19 protein-coding genes and 1 other RNA gene are annotated in these 16,772 nt (G+C 70.6%); 7 read left to right on the top strand and 13 right to left on the bottom strand.

Going from position 1 to position 16,772, the window contains the following annotated elements:
• Positions 1-27 precede the first annotated feature (27 nt).
• Together FGL15_RS18715 and FGL15_RS18710 are read right to left on the bottom strand one after the other, a co-directional pair.
• Entirely contained in the window at positions 28-1,992 is a 1,965-nt protein-coding gene (locus FGL15_RS18715) for an alpha/beta hydrolase (RefSeq protein ID WP_138947022.1), read from the bottom strand.
• A 104-nt stretch (positions 1,993-2,096) separates the two neighbouring features.
• Positions 2,097-2,282: a hypothetical protein gene (locus FGL15_RS18710; RefSeq protein ID WP_064293764.1), complete on the bottom strand. Its 186-nt coding sequence runs from the start codon at positions 2,280-2,282 to the stop codon at positions 2,097-2,099.
• Between the two features lie 34 nt (positions 2,283-2,316).
• On the opposite strand from FGL15_RS18710, the gene map reads away from it, so the two are divergent.
• On the top strand, positions 2,317-3,219 hold the full coding sequence (gene map / locus FGL15_RS18705) for a type I methionyl aminopeptidase (protein WP_138947021.1): 903 nt from the start codon (positions 2,317-2,319) through the stop codon (positions 3,217-3,219).
• A gap of 9 nt (positions 3,220-3,228) precedes the next feature.
• The gene (gene ppgK / locus FGL15_RS18700; protein WP_138947020.1) at positions 3,229-4,005 is read left to right on the top strand and encodes a polyphosphate--glucose phosphotransferase; all 777 of its coding nucleotides are present in this window, start codon (positions 3,229-3,231) and stop codon (positions 4,003-4,005) included.
• 159 nt (positions 4,006-4,164) lie between these two features.
• Here ppgK and rnpB read toward each other — a convergent pair.
• From rnpB to FGL15_RS18680, 4 genes are all read right to left on the bottom strand, one after another.
• Positions 4,165-4,531: RNase P RNA component class A (gene rnpB, locus FGL15_RS18695), an RNA gene on the bottom strand.
• Positions 4,532-4,602: 71 nt separating this feature from the next.
• A complete protein-coding gene (locus FGL15_RS18690; protein WP_138947019.1) occupies positions 4,603-5,340 on the bottom strand; it encodes a zinc ribbon domain-containing protein in 738 nt (245 codons plus the stop codon).
• A 44-nt stretch (positions 5,341-5,384) separates the two neighbouring features.
• Positions 5,385-6,200 carry a Nif3-like dinuclear metal center hexameric protein gene (locus FGL15_RS18685; protein ID WP_138947386.1) on the bottom strand — a complete coding sequence of 272 codons (816 nt, stop codon included), beginning with the start codon at positions 6,198-6,200 and terminating at the stop codon, positions 5,385-5,387.
• 36 nt (positions 6,201-6,236) lie between these two features.
• A complete protein-coding gene (locus FGL15_RS18680) occupies positions 6,237-6,854 on the bottom strand; it encodes a LysE/ArgO family amino acid transporter (protein WP_138947018.1) in 618 nt (205 codons plus the stop codon).
• 68 nt (positions 6,855-6,922) lie between these two features.
• On the opposite strand from FGL15_RS18680, the gene FGL15_RS18675 reads away from it, so the two are divergent.
• The 3 genes from FGL15_RS18675 to FGL15_RS20435 all read left to right on the top strand — a co-directional run bounded on the left by FGL15_RS18675 (position 6,923) and on the right by FGL15_RS20435 (position 8,550).
• On the top strand, positions 6,923-7,822 hold the full coding sequence (locus FGL15_RS18675; protein ID WP_138947017.1) for a LysR family transcriptional regulator ArgP: 900 nt from the start codon (positions 6,923-6,925) through the stop codon (positions 7,820-7,822).
• A 63-nt stretch (positions 7,823-7,885) separates the two neighbouring features.
• A complete protein-coding gene (locus tag FGL15_RS18670) occupies positions 7,886-8,305 on the top strand; it encodes an organic hydroperoxide resistance protein (RefSeq protein ID WP_064293757.1) in 420 nt (139 codons plus the stop codon).
• Positions 8,306-8,385: 80 nt separating this feature from the next.
• Entirely contained in the window at positions 8,386-8,550 is a 165-nt protein-coding gene (locus FGL15_RS20435) for a hypothetical protein (RefSeq protein ID WP_168223441.1), read from the top strand.
• A gap of 14 nt (positions 8,551-8,564) precedes the next feature.
• Here the strand turns inward: FGL15_RS20435 and FGL15_RS18665 are convergent, their stop codons facing one another.
• The 3 genes from FGL15_RS18665 to FGL15_RS18655 all read right to left on the bottom strand — a co-directional run bounded on the left by FGL15_RS18665 (position 8,565) and on the right by FGL15_RS18655 (position 11,173).
• A complete protein-coding gene (locus FGL15_RS18665) occupies positions 8,565-8,804 on the bottom strand; it encodes a hypothetical protein (protein ID WP_138947016.1) in 240 nt (79 codons plus the stop codon).
• Positions 8,805-8,937: 133 nt separating this feature from the next.
• Complete coding sequence (locus tag FGL15_RS18660; RefSeq protein WP_138947015.1) at positions 8,938-9,864, bottom strand: aldose 1-epimerase family protein; 927 nt, start codon at positions 9,862-9,864, stop codon at positions 8,938-8,940.
• Between the two features lie 10 nt (positions 9,865-9,874).
• Entirely contained in the window at positions 9,875-11,173 is a 1,299-nt protein-coding gene (locus FGL15_RS18655; RefSeq protein ID WP_138947014.1) for a kynureninase, read from the bottom strand.
• Positions 11,174-11,244: 71 nt separating this feature from the next.
• Between FGL15_RS18655 and FGL15_RS18650 the strand changes: the two genes are divergently transcribed.
• Both FGL15_RS18650 and FGL15_RS18645 read left to right on the top strand, forming a co-directional pair.
• A complete protein-coding gene (locus FGL15_RS18650; RefSeq protein ID WP_138947013.1) occupies positions 11,245-11,889 on the top strand; it encodes an FMN-dependent NADH-azoreductase in 645 nt (214 codons plus the stop codon).
• Between the two features lie 90 nt (positions 11,890-11,979).
• Positions 11,980-13,551, top strand: coding sequence for a molybdopterin-dependent oxidoreductase (locus FGL15_RS18645; protein ID WP_138947012.1), 1,572 nt, complete (start codon positions 11,980-11,982; stop codon positions 13,549-13,551).
• Between the two features lie 24 nt (positions 13,552-13,575).
• On the opposite strand, the gene FGL15_RS18640 is transcribed toward FGL15_RS18645, so the two are convergent.
• From FGL15_RS18640 to FGL15_RS18625, 4 genes are all read right to left on the bottom strand, one after another.
• Entirely contained in the window at positions 13,576-14,352 is a 777-nt protein-coding gene (locus tag FGL15_RS18640; RefSeq protein WP_085510819.1) for an SGNH/GDSL hydrolase family protein, read from the bottom strand.
• 45 nt (positions 14,353-14,397) lie between these two features.
• Complete coding sequence (locus FGL15_RS18635; RefSeq protein ID WP_138947011.1) at positions 14,398-15,441, bottom strand: LLM class flavin-dependent oxidoreductase; 1,044 nt, start codon at positions 15,439-15,441, stop codon at positions 14,398-14,400.
• A 69-nt stretch (positions 15,442-15,510) separates the two neighbouring features.
• Positions 15,511-15,861: a hypothetical protein gene (locus FGL15_RS18630; protein ID WP_064293749.1), complete on the bottom strand. Its 351-nt coding sequence runs from the start codon at positions 15,859-15,861 to the stop codon at positions 15,511-15,513.
• A gap of 177 nt (positions 15,862-16,038) precedes the next feature.
• Positions 16,039-16,698: a ThuA domain-containing protein gene (locus tag FGL15_RS18625; protein WP_240773627.1), complete on the bottom strand. Its 660-nt coding sequence runs from the start codon at positions 16,696-16,698 to the stop codon at positions 16,039-16,041.
• Between the last annotated feature and the right edge of the window lie 74 nt (positions 16,699-16,772).

The following is a 16,772-nucleotide window of genomic DNA, read 5'->3' as shown; positions in this document are numbered from 1 at the left end:
GCGCGCCGGGCGTGGGCGATCCACGGCTCACCACCAGGCGAGGACGAAGAGTGCGGTCCAGCCGGCCGTCGCCGCCCACAGCAGCGAGAGTACGGCGATCCGCAGCCGCGATCCACGGTGGGCCCCTTGCCAGACGGGCACCAACCCGAGGCAACTCACGAGAAGGGCGATGGAGAGCCACGGCAAGGCGGCGGGCACCCCGACGAGAGCGATCGCCGGACTCGACGCAGCCGCACGGACGAGCACGACGGCTCCTCCGATCGCCCACGTCGCTCCGAACACCGGAGCGATCCCCAGCAGGAGACCGTCCTGGACCGGCTGGCGCCGAAGCGCCTGGGTGATTAGCCGGTAGCCCCACGACACGGACCATCCGATGGCCACGAGCCCGAACAGGATGGGCAGCAGCAACAGCCACCTGCCTCCTGCGTCCGACGACTGCAGATCCGCCCATCTCGGGCTCGCCGCGACGTCGGCTCGATCGACGATGGCGACGGCCGCGTCGTCGGTGTCGCAGAGCGCCGCCCGATAGCTCGCCGGATCGCTGAGCCACGCACGCATCGCGACCCGTGCGCACGCACTGCTGACGGTCGGGACGGCTCCCGACCCGGGGAAGGCCGCCACGAGGGCGGCCGCCGTGCCGTCGGCGACGGGGACGGCGAGAGCGGCCGCCTGTTCCGGTGCGCCGAGCACGAGGACCGACGTCCCGATCGCGCCCGGAGGCGGCGACGCACCCACGGCGAACGAGGTGCAGGCAGCGGCCGCGACGTCCTCCAGCAGCGTCGTCGTGGTGACCTCCGCATCCGAGCGTTCGATCGACCCGGGCCAGCCGGTCGTCGAACACCCGAGCACGCGGTCGAGGATGCCACCGGAGTCGGCCAGCTGGGCGGTCGCATCGTTCGCCACGGGATCCAGCACCGTGCTGTCGCCGTCCGCGACCGAGCTCAGGAGCACCGGGAGTGCCGCCTGGGCGGTGGGTTCGGACAACGCGTGTGAGGCGATCGCCAAGAGCGCGTCGCCACCGAGGGTGATCGGCCGCGGTCCGGAGGTGCGGTGCGGTTCGGCGATGAGCTCGTCGGTGGCGGCGGTGAGGATCCCGGCCGAACGTGCGACCTCGGTCGGCGCGGTGTCCGGGGTCGCGGACTCCGGTTTCTCAGCGGCGGCGGCCTGTGGTGCCGCCGGCGGGGACGGAACGGGACCCTGCGGCTCCACGCCGCGCGCACGGACGACGGCCAGGGCGGCCGCCACACCGCCCGCGGAGACGATCCCGGGTGTACCCAGGTCGGGGCCGTCGAGGACGACGCCATCGACGCCACCCGGATCGACGGCGGGGGCCGCAAGGGCCACGCCGGCCGACGAGCCCACGGCCAGGATGGTCCATCGCGCGTAGCCGAGCTGCTGCCGGAGGTCGCGGAGGTCGGCCGCCGCAGGCGCGACGCCGAAGTCGCTCGGCACGACACCGTCCTCCTGCCAGGCCTCGGTGCAGGAGGCGAAGGCCGCGCCGACCGCGGCGACGCGGGTTGCACGGTCCCCATCAGCGCCGAGCGAGGCGCGGATGGCCGCGGTCGCCGGCGCACAGTCGAGCGCCGGCGTGGCGTCGCGACCGCCCCGGCGTTCGACGAACACCACGTCGCGATCGGAGGCAAGCCCGCCCTCGACCGCGAGCTGCTGGATGTCGAGCGTCGAGAGCGCCGACCCGCCGGCGAGGTAGACGAGCGGTGGTCGCCCGGTCTCCAGGGCGGCCGGTACGAGCACGTACGGCAAGGTCGCCTCCGCCGAGTCCGGCACCGCGCGAGACAGGGGCACCGTCAACACGCCGCAGCGGGATCCACCGGGGACCGCGGTGACGCACTCGGCGGTGCTGACCTCGGCGGTGACCATCGGCGCTGCACCGGCGGGCGACGTCGGCATGAGGAGGAGTAGGAGGGTGAGGGCCGCGACGGCACCTCGTCCGACGGCGATCGGTCGCCTCCACGGACGGTCGATCCTGTGCATGTTCCCCCCGCTCGAGCTTCATCGCTCGGCCCATCCTGGCGGATCACACCACGACTGCGGAAGAGGGCTGACCCGCAATCCGCTCGCGTCGCGACCCGGGTGGCTCAGTCCTCGGCAGCCTCGTCGGCGTCCCACTTCGCGCTGTTGGCGCGCAGTCGCTCGAGTGCATGCGAGGCCTCCGCAGCCGTCTCGAAGGGACCGACGCGGTCGACGACACTCGACTCGAAGCCGAACTCGACCTGACCGGTCTTCGTGTTGTACCAGTACTGCTCGGATGGTTCCTTCGCCACGGCGCGTCTCCCCTGCTCGGTTAGGCTTGATCCTATGCCTTTCGACACCGCAGGTCACCTGATCCCCGGTCGCGTCGGCCGCCCCCGATCGGTGCCGGAGACGATCGTCCGCCCCGAGTACGTCGGCCGCGCCGCACCGGCCACCGACACCCGGGGCGATCTGTATTCGGCCGAGGAGATCGAACGCATCCGGGTCGCCGGGACCATCGCCGCCGATGCGATCCAGGCCGTCGGCGCAGCGGTCCGTCCCGGGGTGACCACCGAAGAACTCGACGCCATCGGACACGCGTTCGTCATCGGTGAGGGCGCCTATCCGTCGACGCTCGGGTACCGCGGCTACCCCAAGTCGATCTGCAGTTCGGTCAACGAGGTCGTCTGCCACGGCATCCCCGACGACACCGCATTGCGCGAGGGCGATCTCGTGAACATCGACATCACCGCCTACCTCGACGGGGTGCACGGCGACAGCAACGTGACCTTCCTCGTCGGCGACGTCGCCGACGACACGCGTCTCCTCGTCGAGCGCACCCGGGAAGCCCTCAACCGAGGCATCAAGGCCGTCGCCCCAGGCCGGCAGATCAACGTCATCGGCCGTGCGATCGAGTCCTACGCGAAGCGGTTCGGGTACGGCGTCGTCCGCGACTTCACGGGCCACGGCGTCGGCCGGTCCTTCCACTCGGGGTTGATCGTCCCCCACTACGACGCCGCGCCGCTGTACGACACGGTGATGGAGCCTGGCATGGTGTTCACGATCGAACCGATGCTCACGATCGGCTCGCAGGACTGGGAGCAGTGGGACGACGACTGGACGGTCACGACCCGCGACCGGTCGTTGACCGCGCAGTTCGAGCACACGCTCGTCGTCACCGAACGCGGGGCCGAGGTCTTGACCCTTCCGAGCACGATCGACACCGCCACAGCGCCCGCGGCGCTCTAGGCTGGACGCATGACGAACGCAGCTCCCCGGTCCGCCGTCGGCATCGATATCGGAGGGACCGGCATCAAAGGTGCGGTCGTCGATCTCACGACGGGTGCCCTCCTCACTGATCGGGTGAAGATCCCCACGCCGAAGGGTGGCGAGCCGAAGGACATCGTCGTGACGGTGCGGGAGGTGCTCGAGCAGCTGTCCCCGGCCTCGGACGGACTTCCGCTCGGCGTCTGCTTCCCCGCGATCGTCCGCAACGGCCGGACGATGTCCGCGGCGAACGTCTCCGACGCCTGGATCGGCCTCGAAGCCGAGCAGCTGTTCGAGCAGGGCCTCGGGCGCGAGATCACCTTCGTGAACGACGCCGACGCGGCCGGTTACGCCGAGACCGAGTTCGGCGCGGCCAAGGGCGCCAGCGGCCTCACGATCCTGACGACCCTCGGCACCGGCATCGGCACGGCGCTCATCTACAACCGCACGTTGATCCCGAACGCCGAACTCGGGCACCTGGAGATCGACGGCAAGGACGCCGAGACGCGGGCGTCCTACGCGGTCAAGGAGCGCGAGGACCTGAGCTGGGAGAAGTGGGCCAAGCGCCTCCAGAAGTACTACGAGCGCCTCGAGTTCCTCTTCTCGCCCGATCAGTTCGTGGTGGGCGGCGGCGTGTCCAAGCACGCGGACCACTTCCTGCCGCTCCTGAAGCTCGACGCCCCGATCATCCCCGCCGTGCACAGGAACAACGCGGGCATCCTCGGCGCAGCCGCGCTCGCCGCCGGCCCCGCCGAACGCATCGCCTGAGGACCGCGCCACGCGCTGCGGCGGTGTCGTCGCCGGTTCCGTCGCAGCGCGAGAAGCGGGGCGTTGGGTGTGAACGGGTCGACCGGTACGCCGGGTTCTGTCCCACGCTCTCGCGGATGTCGCATTACGGCTCGACGCAGTCGCGGCCGTGCTGAGGTGTGAACGGGTCGACCGGTACGCCGGGTTCTGTCCCACGCTCTCGCGTTTGGACGGCCATCTCTCTCGGGACGACGTTGCCGCCGCCCTCTAGCGGTCTACCCGGGAACTTGGCGAGCAGCCTCAGCGTTCCCTGTTGACCTTGCTCCGGACGAGGTTTACCGAGCCGACCGGGTCACCCCGGTCGCTGGTGGGCTCTTACCCCACCGTTTCACCCTGACCGTGGTCGCCCACGGCGGTCTGTTCTCTGTGGCACTGTCTCGCGGGTCACCCCGGGTGGGTGTTACCCACCGCCCTGCTCTGTGGAGCCCGGACGTTCCTCGGCACCGACACCCGGAGGTCTCGGTGACGCGACCGTCTAGCCGGCCCGTTCACGGAGACGAGTCTACCGGCCCGCGACAACGGCCGTGGACCGCCGGTGTCGTGCAGCCAGCGGCCGGCTCAGATGAGGCCGGACTCGTCCGTCCGGACGACGATCGCGGCGCACTCGGGGCACTGCACGACGTCTTCGGACGGTGCGGCGCGGACGGCCTGGAGGTCGTTGCCGGTGAGCGACATCTTGCATGCGCCGCAGGTGCCGGCGCGGAACAGTGCTGCACCGATACCGCCGCGGGCGCGGCGCTGGTCGTAGAGGGCCAGGAGGTCGGCGGGGATGCCGGGTGCGAGTGACTCGCGGTCGGCGGTGAGTCGTGCCCGTTCTGCCTCGAGTTCGACGAGTTCGGCGTCGCGCTTCGCGACGACCTCGTCGAGGAGTTCCTGGAGTCCGGCGCGCTCGGCGTCGACCTGGGCGACGGCGTCCTCCGCGGCCTCCACCCGCTCCATGACGTTCAGCTGGATCTCCTCGAGGTTGTTCTGCCGGTTCTGCAACGAGGCGATCTCGCTCTGCAGCGCTTCGACGTCCTTGACGGAGGTCGACGACTGGAGACGGTCGGCGTCGCGCTTCATGCGGGCCGCGACGACGGCGACGTCGGACTCGATGCGCCCGAGCTCGGTCTGTGCGTCGTCGCGGACGCCGACCCGATCCAGGCGACGGAGGCGGACGGTCTCGATCTCGGCCTGGAGCTGCGCGATGCGCGCGGCCTCGGGGAGGTTCGCCGCGCGGTGTGCGGTGCGCTGCACGCCGGTGTCGATGCTCTGCAGGGTGAGCAACGTCTTCTGGTCTGCTGGGCTGGCTTTCACGTCTGTTCCAAACTCTCGACTCATCACCCTACCGGCCGCGCCGACTACTGGGTGACGACGAAGTCCCACGGGTCGGTACGCAGCTCGCTGACCCGGACGTCGAGTCCCGGGAGCTCTCGTCGGAGCGCGTCGGCGGCCCCCTCCAGCCACAGCCACTCGCTCGCCCAGTGGGAGACGTCGACGAGGGCCGGTCCGCCGCCGAGGAGTGCCTGTTCCCGGGCCTCGGACGCCGGATGGTGGCGGAGGTCGGCCGTGATGTACACGTCGGCCGCACGGACCGCGGGGTGGGACAGGAGCGAGTCCCCCGCTCCCCCGCAGAGCGCGATCCTCCGGACGGCCTGGTCGTAGTCGCCGGAGGCGCGGACCCCGGTGGCGGTCGCCGGGAGGATCTCGGCGAGAGCGCGTGCGATCGCGCCGAGCGACGTCTCCTCCGGGAGGTCGCCGACCCGACCCAGCCCGGTCAGGCCGTCGGCGGCAGGGACGATCGGAGCCGGGTCGTGGAGGCCGAGACGTTGGGCGAGGACGTCCGAGGTCCCGTCCACGACGACGTCGGCGTTGGTGTGTGCGGCGATGAGCCCGGCGCCGCCACGGATCAGGCGCGTGATGAGCGACCCCTTGTACCGGTCGCCCGCCACGGTCGTGACACCACGCATCAGCAGCGGGTGGTGGACCAGCAGCAGACCGTCGGGGCGCTCGAGCACCTCGTCGACGGTCATGCCGACCGCGTCGACCGCCAGGAGCACATGCCCGACCGGCTGGTCCGGGTCGCCGACGAGGAGCCCCGGGGCGTCCCAGTCCTCGGCTCCGGACAGTGGCCAGAGGCGCTCGACGACCGTGTTGACCTCACGCAGGGTTCTCATCACCCGGCAATCCTAACCAGGCACCCGCGAGCACGCTCAGGGGCGCAGCACGAGCATGATCGCGAGGGCGATCATGACGACCGCGATCGCGACGTCGAGGATGCGCCAGGCCACGGGCTTCGCGAAGACGCCGCGGAGCAACCGAGCGCCGTACCCCAGAGCGGTGAACCACAGGATGCTCCCGAGGACCGCGCCGGCGGCGAACCACCAGCGCCCCACCTCCCCGTGCGTGTTCGCGATCGAGCCGAGGAGGAGGACGGTGTCGAGGTACACGTGCGGGTTCAGCCAGGTGAGGCCGACCACGGTGAGCACCGCCGCCCGGAGCGAGAGCCCGTTCCCGCCACGCTCCGTCGCCAGGCCGCTCGGGGCGAGCGCACGGCGTGCGGCCAGGAGACCGTAGCCGAGCAGGAAGGCGGCACCGGCCCAACGGAGGACGACGAGGACCACGGGGAACCGCTCCACGACAAAGCCGATGCCGCTGACACCGGCGATGATGAGCACCGCGTCGGAGAGTGCGCACACGAGGACGACCGGCAGGACGTGCTCGCGCCGGATGCCCTGCCGGAGGACGAAGGCGTTCTGGGCGCCGATGGCCACGATGAGTGAGAGGCCGAGGCCGAGGCCCGCGATCGCGGCCTGCAGTGCGGAGGTCATGCTCCGACCGTAGGAGGCGCAGCATGATGAATCCAGTTCAATATTCTGATGAATCGTAAGATCTTCTTATGATGGATTTCCACTTTGAGCAACTTCGGGCCTTCGTCGCCGCCGTCGACCACGGCACCTTCGAGTCGGCCGCCCGGGAGCTGATGATCACGCCGTCGGCGATCAGTCAACGGATCAAAGCGCTCGAGCAGAGTGTCGGACGGGTCCTCCTGCTCCGAACGAAACCGATCACCACCACCCCATCCGGCGAGATCGTGCTCCGCCTCGGTCGCGCGGTGCACCTGCTCGGTCACGATGCGTCGCTCGAGCTGCACGCCGACGACGCGATCGCCCCCGCCACCCCGGCGGTGATCCCGATCGTCGTGAACGCGGACTCCCTCGCCACCTGGCTGCTGCCGGTGCTGGCGGACGTCGCCGCCCGGGAGTCGGTCGTCTTCGACCTCGCTCGCGAGGACCAGGACCATTCGACGGACCTCCTCCGTGCGGGCAGCGTCATGGCCGCGGTCACCTCGAACGCCGAGCCGGTCCAGGGGTGCACGGTGCGGCTCCTCGGTCGGATGCGTTACCGACCGATGGCGGCACCCTCGTTCGCGACGCGCTGGTTCGAGGACGGGGCGACCGCTCAGGCGCTCACCGCAGCGCCCGTCGTCGTGTTCGACCGCAAGGACGATCTCCAGGACGCCTACCTCCGACGACGTGGCGTCGACCCCGCCGACCCGCCGCGACACCATGTTCCGGCCTCGGCGGACTTCGCGACCGCCGTCGGCCTCGGTCTCGGCTGGGGCATGCTCCCGGACGCGCAGTCCGACGCGCCGCTGCGCCGGGGCGAGCTCGTCGTGCTCGACGACACGGGCGGCGTCGACGTCCCGCTGTTCTGGCAGCAGTGGCGACTCCACTCCCGGCTGCTCGAGCTCGTCACGACGGCGGTGGTCGACGCCGCTCGATCCACGCTGCACTGAACGACTGCCGAGAGGTCCCGGAGAAGGTGCACCGGGCACGCACGACGGTGCAAGGATGGAGCAATGGATATCGCGTACACAGCAGTTGCCCATGCCACCGGAGGCGGACGAGACGGACACGTCCGCAGTGAGGACGACCTCCTCGACTTCGACACCCGTCCCCCGAAGGAACTCGGCGGCAGCGGCGAGGGCACCAACCCCGAGCAGTTGTTCGCCGCCGGCTTCGCCGCGTGCTTCCTCAGCGCCCTCCACGCCGTCGGGCGCACCGCGAAGCTCGACACGAAGGACGCCGAGGTGTCGGCCAGCGTCGGCATCGGATCGAACGGTGAGGGCGGCTTCGGCCTGGCCGTCGAGCTCGACGTCTACGTGCCGAACGTGACGCACGATGAAGCGCAGCAGCTGGCCGACCAGGCGCACCAGGTGTGCCCCTACTCGAACGCCACGCGCGGCAACATCGACGTGACGGTGTCGATCGTCGACTGACGAAGCTCCCGCCCGCAAGGGCTGTCGATCGTCGTGTCCGCCGGTTACGCTGGCGGGCACGACGATCGAGAGGAAGCATCATGTCTGATTTCGGGGCGGTCGAAGGCATCCGTGACGAGGGCGCCGCAGCCATGCTGCCCGGGCTCCCGGACGCCGTGGTCGAGGACGAGGCGCTGGACGATGACGCGCCCACTGAGGACGCAGCGGACGAGTCCGGAACGGGTCCGGCCGGTTCAGGTGCCTGACGACGGGATCGAGCTCAGCGCATCAGTGACGCGGCGATGACGCCGACGATGCCGAGTTGCAGTGCGAGCACGATGCCGATCGTGATGAAGAGCGTGCTCCAGAGGACGATGTTCCCCAAGAGGACGCCCACGAAGGCGCCGAATCGTCCGCGCGGTCGAGCCGTCGGCCGCGCCACCTGCAGCCGCTCGGTCTGCGCGACCCGGGGCGTGGACAGGGTGAAGAGGTTCGGGCTGGTGTCCAGGTGCGTGGTCATGCCACCAGTGTCCGTCGACGCCCTGGGGCGGCACATCGGACGCCGGGGCGATCATCACCCCCGCGGCGTCATCCTCTGAGCTGACCCTCCTCCGCCCGGAGGACCGTCGACCGTCCGCCGAACGGCGTGCTGGTCACACCTGCGTGAGTCGGATCCCCCAGGACAGCGACCACCGCTCGTCGGGGTCCAACCACCGGAGTCCGGTCCCGCTGTTCAGCGCATCGGCGGGAGCCGTCATGGGCTCGATGGCGATGGCCTGCGTCGGCCCGTCTGCCGCCGGGAAGTTCTTCGGCGTGTAGACCTGGACGAACCGGAAGTCGTCATCCGCCCAGAGTTCGACGGTGTCGCCGTCAGGTGCAGTGACCCGGTGTCGGACGGCACCGTCGACCTGCCGGACCGACCCCAGGCCGACGTCGATCGAGAGATCGCCCACTCGAGCGCCCGAGCGCAGATCGTACGGGGTCCCGTCGACGGGACGGGAGGCGACCGGGATGCGCTGCTCGTCCGTCTCGAACCAGGTGTCGGCGGCCACCGTCACGGTGAGGTCGGCGGTCGGCACGTCGCCGAGCGCCAAGTAGGGGTGAGCGCCGACGGCGACCGGCGCGGGGCGACTCGACCGGTTCACGATGGTGTGGGTCACACGCAGGCCGTCGTCGTCCAACGCGTAGGCGACCGAGGTGTCGAGGCGGAACGGGTAGCCGTGCTGCGGGAACACCGAGGCGAGCAGGGTCACCGCGTGATCGGCGTGATCCTCCGCCCGGTATCCCGTGTTGCGCAGGAGACCGTGGGAGGCGTTCCCGGTCGCCGCCTCGGTGACGTCGAGCTGCTGCGGTTCACCGTCGAGCGTCCACCGGGCATCCCGGACGCGGTTGGGCCACGGCACGAGCACCATCCCGCACCCCATCGGGGCGACGACGTCCTCACCGAAGGTCTGCACGAGGGTGCGTCCGCCGACCGTCAGTTCGCGCAGTCCGGCGGCGAGTTCGGTGACCGTCGCTCGGACCTCGCCCTGCGGACCGGCGTGGTGGAGACGGTACTGGGTTCCAGAGGCAGCGGGCATGCCGCCAAGCCTACGACGGACGTCCGCCAGGCGGGGTGGAGCCGTGTGACGTCGTCCACCGGTGGACGGCCTCGGCGATCCGGATCAGCCCGAGTTCGAGCTCGGCGAAGCCGGAGCTCAAGGGAGCGACCCCGATGCGGAGACCGTCCGGGTGCCGGAAGTCGGGGATCACACCCGCATCCCAGAGCAGCGGGGTGATCTCGCGGAACGACGGGTGACCGAGCGTCACATGACCACCGCGACGCGCCGCGTCACGAGGGGTCATCACCCTGACACCGGAGCCTACGAGGTGCTCGTCGGCCCAGGAGATCGTGAACGTGGTGAGCGCCACGGACTTCGCCCGGATGGCGGCGACCCCGGCGGACTCGATGAGCGTCAGCGAGTCCTCGAGCGGCAGCATGCCGACGATCGGTGGTGTCCCGCTGAGGAACCGGCGCATCCCGACGGCCGGCTGATAGGCGTCGGCCATGGCGAAGACGTCGGCGGCGCCCATCCACCCCTGGATGGGCTGGAGGAGCCGGTCCTGATGGCGCGCCGCGACGTAGGCGAACGCCGGAGCACCGGGCCCGCCACCGAGGTACTTGTAGGAGCAGCCCACCGCGAGGTCCACGCCCCACTCGTCGAGCTCGATCGGGACCGCACCGGCGGAGTGGCACAGGTCCCAGAGGACGAGTGCTCCCGCCTGATGCGCGATCGCGGTCAGCTCCTCCACGTCGAGCAGCGCTCCGGACCGGTAGTCGACCTGGCTGAGCACGACGAGTGCGGTCTGCTCGTGGACCACCTCGCGCAGCTGGTGCGCGGCGACACCGTGGACCGGGTCGGCGTCGATCCATCGGACGCGCAGACCGCGTTCAGCGGCGATCCCCTCGATCACGAAGCGGTCCGTCGGGAAGTTCCCCGCATCGATCACGAGCTCGTCGCGCGGAGCGGCCCCTCCGGCGGACGACGTCGCGTCGACCGCCGCGCGGATCAGCTTGTACAGCAGCACGGTCGTCGAGTCGGCGACGACCGTCTGGCCGGGTGCGGCACCGAGCACGACCGATCCCAGGCGGTCGCCGAGCGTCAGCGGCAGCTCGAACCAGCGGTCGTCCCACGAGCGGATGAGCCGCGTCCCCCACTCTTCCGCGATGAACGACTGCAGCCGCTCCGCCGTGGCCCGCAACGGCCGCCCCAGGGAGTTCCCGTCGAGGTAGGCGACGACGCCCTCGGCCGGGACGAACGCCGCGCGGTGTTCCGCGAGCGGGTCGGTCGCGTCGAGGACCTGTGCGTCCTGGCGGGCGGACGTGGAGGGGGCTGCGGCGTCGACCATCCTGCGACGGTAACCGCCACCGGTGCGTGCCGCAAGGAAGCGGACCGGACCCGGCTTGCTAGCGTTGCCGCATGCCCACCCTCCTGCACCTCGACTCCTCCGCTGATCTCGACACCTCCCGGTCCCGCCGGCTCTCGCAGGCCGTCGTGGACGCCTGGTCGACCGCCGACCCCACCGGCGTCGTCGTCCGTCGCGACCTGCACCTGGATCCGGTCCCCCACCTCGCCGACGCGAGTCTCCACTGGGCGCCGGCCGACCGCCGCCCCGGCGCGAACCCGCCCGCCGAAGCCGAGACGCTCCAGCGCGTCCTGCTCGACGAGCTGCTCGGTGCCGACATCGTCGTGATCGGCGCGCCGCTCTACAACTTCTCGATCCCGTCGTCGCTCAAAGCGTGGATCGACCACATCCACGTGCCTGGTGTCACGTCCGCGGACACGGGAGCGCTCACCGGCCGGCCGGTCGTCATCGCCACCAGCCGCGGGATCGCCTACGACGCGGGCAGCCCCACCGAGGGCTGGGATCACGAGGTGCCGGCGCTGCGGACGCTGTTCGGCGGAGCGCTCGGCATGGACGTCCACGTCATCACGACGAGTCTGACCCTCGCCGACCGTGACCCGGCGCTCGCAGCGCAGCTCGAACGGAGCGAGCAGGAGTTCGCCGAGGCCCTCCGGCTGGCGTCCGAGACGGGACTGCGGCTGGCCGTCTCGACGGCCTGACCGCCGAGGCGACGGGCGGCCGGCGGATCCGACCCGTCTGATCCGGGCAGTGCTCCGAACTCCTGTCGAGCCACGATCAGGGAGAAGCACATGCCATCGAAGCACCAGACCGGCACCACGCGGAGCGGACGACGTCTCGTCTGGTTCGCGGCAGCACTGTCCGGCATCGTCGCAGCAGCGGTGTTCCTCGCGATCGCGGAGCTGGCGGCGCTGTTGTTCGCCCGAGGCAGCAGTCCCCTCCTCACCGTCGGATCGTTCGTGATCGACATCGTCCCGCGGTGGGCGAAGGAGTTCGCAATCGAGACCTTCGGTGGCAACGACAAGATCTTCCTCCTCGTGAGCCTCGGGGTCGCCGTCGTGATCGCCGCGGCGATCGCCGGGGTCCTGCAGCAGATCCGTCCACCGCTCGGTGTCGTGGTCCTCATCGCGGCCGGCGTCTTCGCCGGTGCGACGACCGTCACCCGTGCCGGTGCCACCCCGCTCGCCGTCGTCCCCGTGATCCTCGGTCTGGCGGCCGGTGTCGTGATCCTCATCCTCCTGAGTCGTCGCCTGCCGAAGCGGGCCGCGAACGGCTCGGACGACGAGCGCGCTGCGTTCGACCGCCGGGGGTTCTTCCGCGTGGCCGGCATCGCGGCGGCAGGTGCCGTCGTCGTCGGCGTGGGCGCACGCCTCGTGAACGTCACCACCTCGTCGATCACGGCCGTCCGCGACGCCCTCAAGCTCCCGGCGCCGAAGTCGACCGTCACGATCCCCGACGGAGCCGAGGCGGACGTCGACGGCCTCAGCCCGCTCTTCACACCGAACGACAAGTTCTACCGCGTCGACACCGCACTGACCGTGCCGACGGTCGACCCGGCCACCTGGACGCTCACGATCGACGGCATGGTCGGCGAGCAGGTGCAGATCACCTTCGAGGAACTCCTCGCCATGGGTCTCGACGAATACGTCATCACCATGACCTGCGTCTCGAACGAGGTGGGCGGCAACCTCCTGGGCAACGCGAAGTGGCTCGGTGTCCCCGTGCGTGACGTCCTCAAGCGGGCGATGCCCGACTCGAAGGCCGACATGGTGCTGTCCACGAGCGTGGACGGGTTCACGGCGAGCACGCCGATCGAGTCGCTCACCGACCCGAACCTCGACGCGATCCTCGCCGTGGCGATGAACGGCGAGCCGCTGCCGCTCGAGCACGGCTTCCCCGTTCGCATGGTCGTCCCGGGCCTCTACGGGTACGTGTCGGCGACCAAGTGGCTGACGAAGCTGACGGTCACGACCTTCGACAAGGACGAGGCCTACTGGACCCCGCGCGGCTACGACGCGAAGGCGCCGATCAAACTCTCCTCGCGGATCGACACGCCCCGGATCGACAAGCAGCTGCCGGCCGGACCGGCGAAGATCGCGGGTGTCGCCTGGGCGCAGACGGTCGGGATCGCCAAGGTCGAGGTCAGCATCGACAACGGCGACTGGCAGAGCGTCAACCTCACGACCGCCATCAACGACGACACCTGGGTGCAATGGTGGATGGACTGGGAGGCGACCGCCGGTACGCACTACGTCGCCGTCCGCGCGACCGACAAGGCCGGGAACCTCCAGATCGAGGAGCAGGCGCCGATCGCTCCCAACGGATCCTCCGGTTGGCAACGCACGCTCGTCCGCGTCGGCTGATGATCCGCGGCTGACCGGTGCCGGTCAGCCGCGGGTGTCGACCGGCTGCAGCTGGGCGATCTTCGGTTCGCGGCCGTCGCCGGAGGAACGTCCGGTCAGGCGTCGCCCGATCCAGGGCAGCACGTGCTCGCGGTAGTAGGCCGCGGTGCGACGTTGACGCGGACCGGGCGGCGCCGCAGCGACGTCGTCGATCCCCCACTCCTCCGGGACCGGCACGTCGAGCGCCGTCAGCACGTTGCTCGCCACCCGGGCATGGCCGAGGGCGTTGAGGTGCAGGCGGTCCACGGACCAGTACCGGAGGTCGGCGAGCGTCCGATCGGCCCAGTTGTCGACGAAGGTGACCCCCTCGCGCGGATACCGCACCCGCACGGCCTGGGCCAGCTGCTCGCCGCGGCGGGCGAGCAGCGAACCCATCGGGATGTGGGCCGAGGGGTTCGCCCCGCTCAGTAGCAGCACATGGGCTCCACCGGCACGCAGACGTTCGACCGCACCGTCCAAGCGGTCGGCGACGCCGTCGATCGACACCCGCGGGCGCATGATGTCGTTGCCGCCGCCGTTGAAGCTGACGAGGTCCGGACCCATCGCGATCGCACGGTCGAGTTGTTCGTCGAGGATCGGTAGGAGCTTCCGCCCGCGGATGGCGAGGTTCGCGTAGCTGACGGTCTCCGTGGACGCCCGGGCGAGGCCGAGGGCCACGAAGTCGGCCCACCCGCGAAGGGTGCCGTCCTCCCGAAGATCCCCGTAGCCCTCACTGAAGCTGTCGCCGATGGCCACGTACCGTCTGAACCCGTGCTGCGTCATACCTGCACTGTACGCGCGACCGGAAGCCGTCTCCGACCGGTCCGCTCAGGCCGGACGGGACTCCCCGTCCGCGGCCGGTCGCCAGCCGAGGGCTGGCCCGAGCGCGCCGGCGATGTCGGTGAGCAGTTGCGTGTAGTCGTCCGGTTCGAGCGTGAACGGGAGGGCGAAGGCGACCTCGTCGACCTCCTGGAATCCGGCGTGCTCGTGCAGCCGCTCCGCGATCTCCGCGCTGCTGCCGACGAGGTCCTCCGCGAAGAGCATCCGCCGCGGCCCATGGGCGACGCCGACGCGGTGCCGTCTCGAGTCGACGTACTCGTGGTACCGGGCGCGTTGGGACGCGGTCGCGGAGTCCGTCGGGATGACCACGAGCCCCTGTGACACGCGCGCCCGCTCACCCGCCGGGTGGAGTTCTCGGAACCGACGCAACTGGGCGGCCTGGTTCGCCGCGAAGTCCGTCGTGCCGTCCTCGGCGGCGATGACGCTGCTCGTGAGCAGGTTGAAGGACTGCTCACCGGCCCAACCCGCCGACCTCAGGCTGCCGGCTCCGTACCAGAGCCGCTCCGCCAGACCGGCGGCATGCGGCTCGACCCGTGAGGAGTAGTCCTCCTGGCCCTCACGACCGGCGCTGTCACTGACGACGTCACCGCGGATGAAGGAGCGGAGGCGCAGGACGCGGTCGTAGCCGAGGTCCTCCTGGTCGAGCGTCGACGGATAGATCGCGTGCTTGAACGCGTCGAACCGCATCGGCTCCCCGGTGCTGAAGCCGGGAAGCAGCCTGCCGCTCGAGAGGACGTCGACCGTGCCCAGGTCCTCTGCGAGCCGGAAGGGGTTCTCCGCGCCGAGCGGTGTGACCGCGGTGCCGAGCGCGATGCGCTTCGTGCGCTGCGTCGCCGCCGCGAGGACGGCGACCGGCGAGGAGATGCCGAACTGCAGATGCCGGTGCCGTAGCCAGGCGCTGTCAAACCCCAGTCGTTCACCGAGCTCGATGAGCTGCAGGGTCGCCTCGTGCCCGGCCGCCGGCTCCTCGGGGTCGAACAGGCCCATCGTGAGGAACCCGAGTCTGCGGAGCTGTGCTGAGGATCTGGCCATGCATCGACTCTACGACGCCGTTCCGCCGCGACGACGCCGCAGGAGCTGGATGTGCCCGCGCCGCGGGTGTCAGCTCGGCGAGCCGGCCAGCACGGTGAACATGGCGCCGATGCTCCCGAGGATGAACAGCATCGTTCCGAGCTGCATGGTCAGCGACTTGTTCCGTGACGCCGTCGGGACATCCACCTCGAGGATCGGACACCCGGACCAGCCGAGCAGGCCGATGCTCAGACCCACGATGACCGAGCAGCACCACCAGACCACGCGGAGCCCCTCGGCGAGGACCGCCGGTCGCCAACCTGAGCTGAGGAGGAGCCCGAGGACGATCGCGGTGCTCCCGACCGCGACGCCGAACCAGACGGTTCCGGTGCGCATGATGCGCTGGACGTTGTTCTCAGGTGACATGAGGTCCTGTGACACGTGGTGCGGCTTTCTCGAGGTTCCGATTCCTGATGCGGGCCGCGGCCGGCGATCATGGTCGCTCGCAGCCCCGAACAGGAGCATAGACCCGCTCAGGACGCCCGACTCCCGTTCGACGGGGGCTTGCGCCGACTGGGGTCGCGACACAGACGAGGCCGGTCGAGGATCCGTGACGGATCACGCAGACGGTGCCCGGGCCGCCCACCGTGCCAGCGCTGCGAGCAGGGCACGGTGCTCCGCTGAGGCGTAGGACCGCTCGTCGTGTCCGAGGGCGTCGACGGCGACGCGCGAGGGCCCCACCTCGCGGACCCACACCGCAGGGAACCGCTCGCCGTCGACGTCGTGCTCGGCGACGGTGGTGCTCCGACCGACGGGTTGCAGCCGCAGGTACTGTTCGTCGTCCACCGGGATGTCGCCGAGCGCTCCGCCGTCGGGCGATGCCAGGCCGCGGACGACGGTCGGGCCCATCGGCGGATGCCAGGACACGCCGGGCAGCCACAGCGCCCCGATCGTCGGCGCCCAGTCCGGGTAGTCGCGGAGCGAGGCGAGCGCCGCGTGCATCGCGAGGACACCGATCCCCCGACCCAGCGCCTCCGCGAAACCGTCGATCGCGGCGGCAGGCGCTCGGCTCTGGTCCTCGGACCGCCACGGGTCGCCGGCGTTGACCACCAGGAGCTCCACGCCCTCGAGTCGCGTCATCGCACCATCGACGTCCTCGTCGATCTCGACCGCGAAGCCGACCGTCTCCAGGACCTCGGCGATGAGCGGGCTCGTGTGCGCGTACGGGTGCCACGGATCCGCATACCGACCGCTCCCCGATGCGATGAGTGCTTTCACGGTTCCCCCTCGTCCGATCCGTCGGCGCCGGTCACCGTGTCCGCGGCCGACGCCTCTCCAGGGTACGGGGCATC

Source organism: Plantibacter sp. M259 (assembly GCF_006065115.1).
Classification (GTDB): Bacteria; Actinomycetota; Actinomycetes; order Actinomycetales; family Microbacteriaceae; genus Plantibacter; species Plantibacter auratus.
This window is presented reverse-complemented; position numbering and strand designations above follow the sequence as displayed.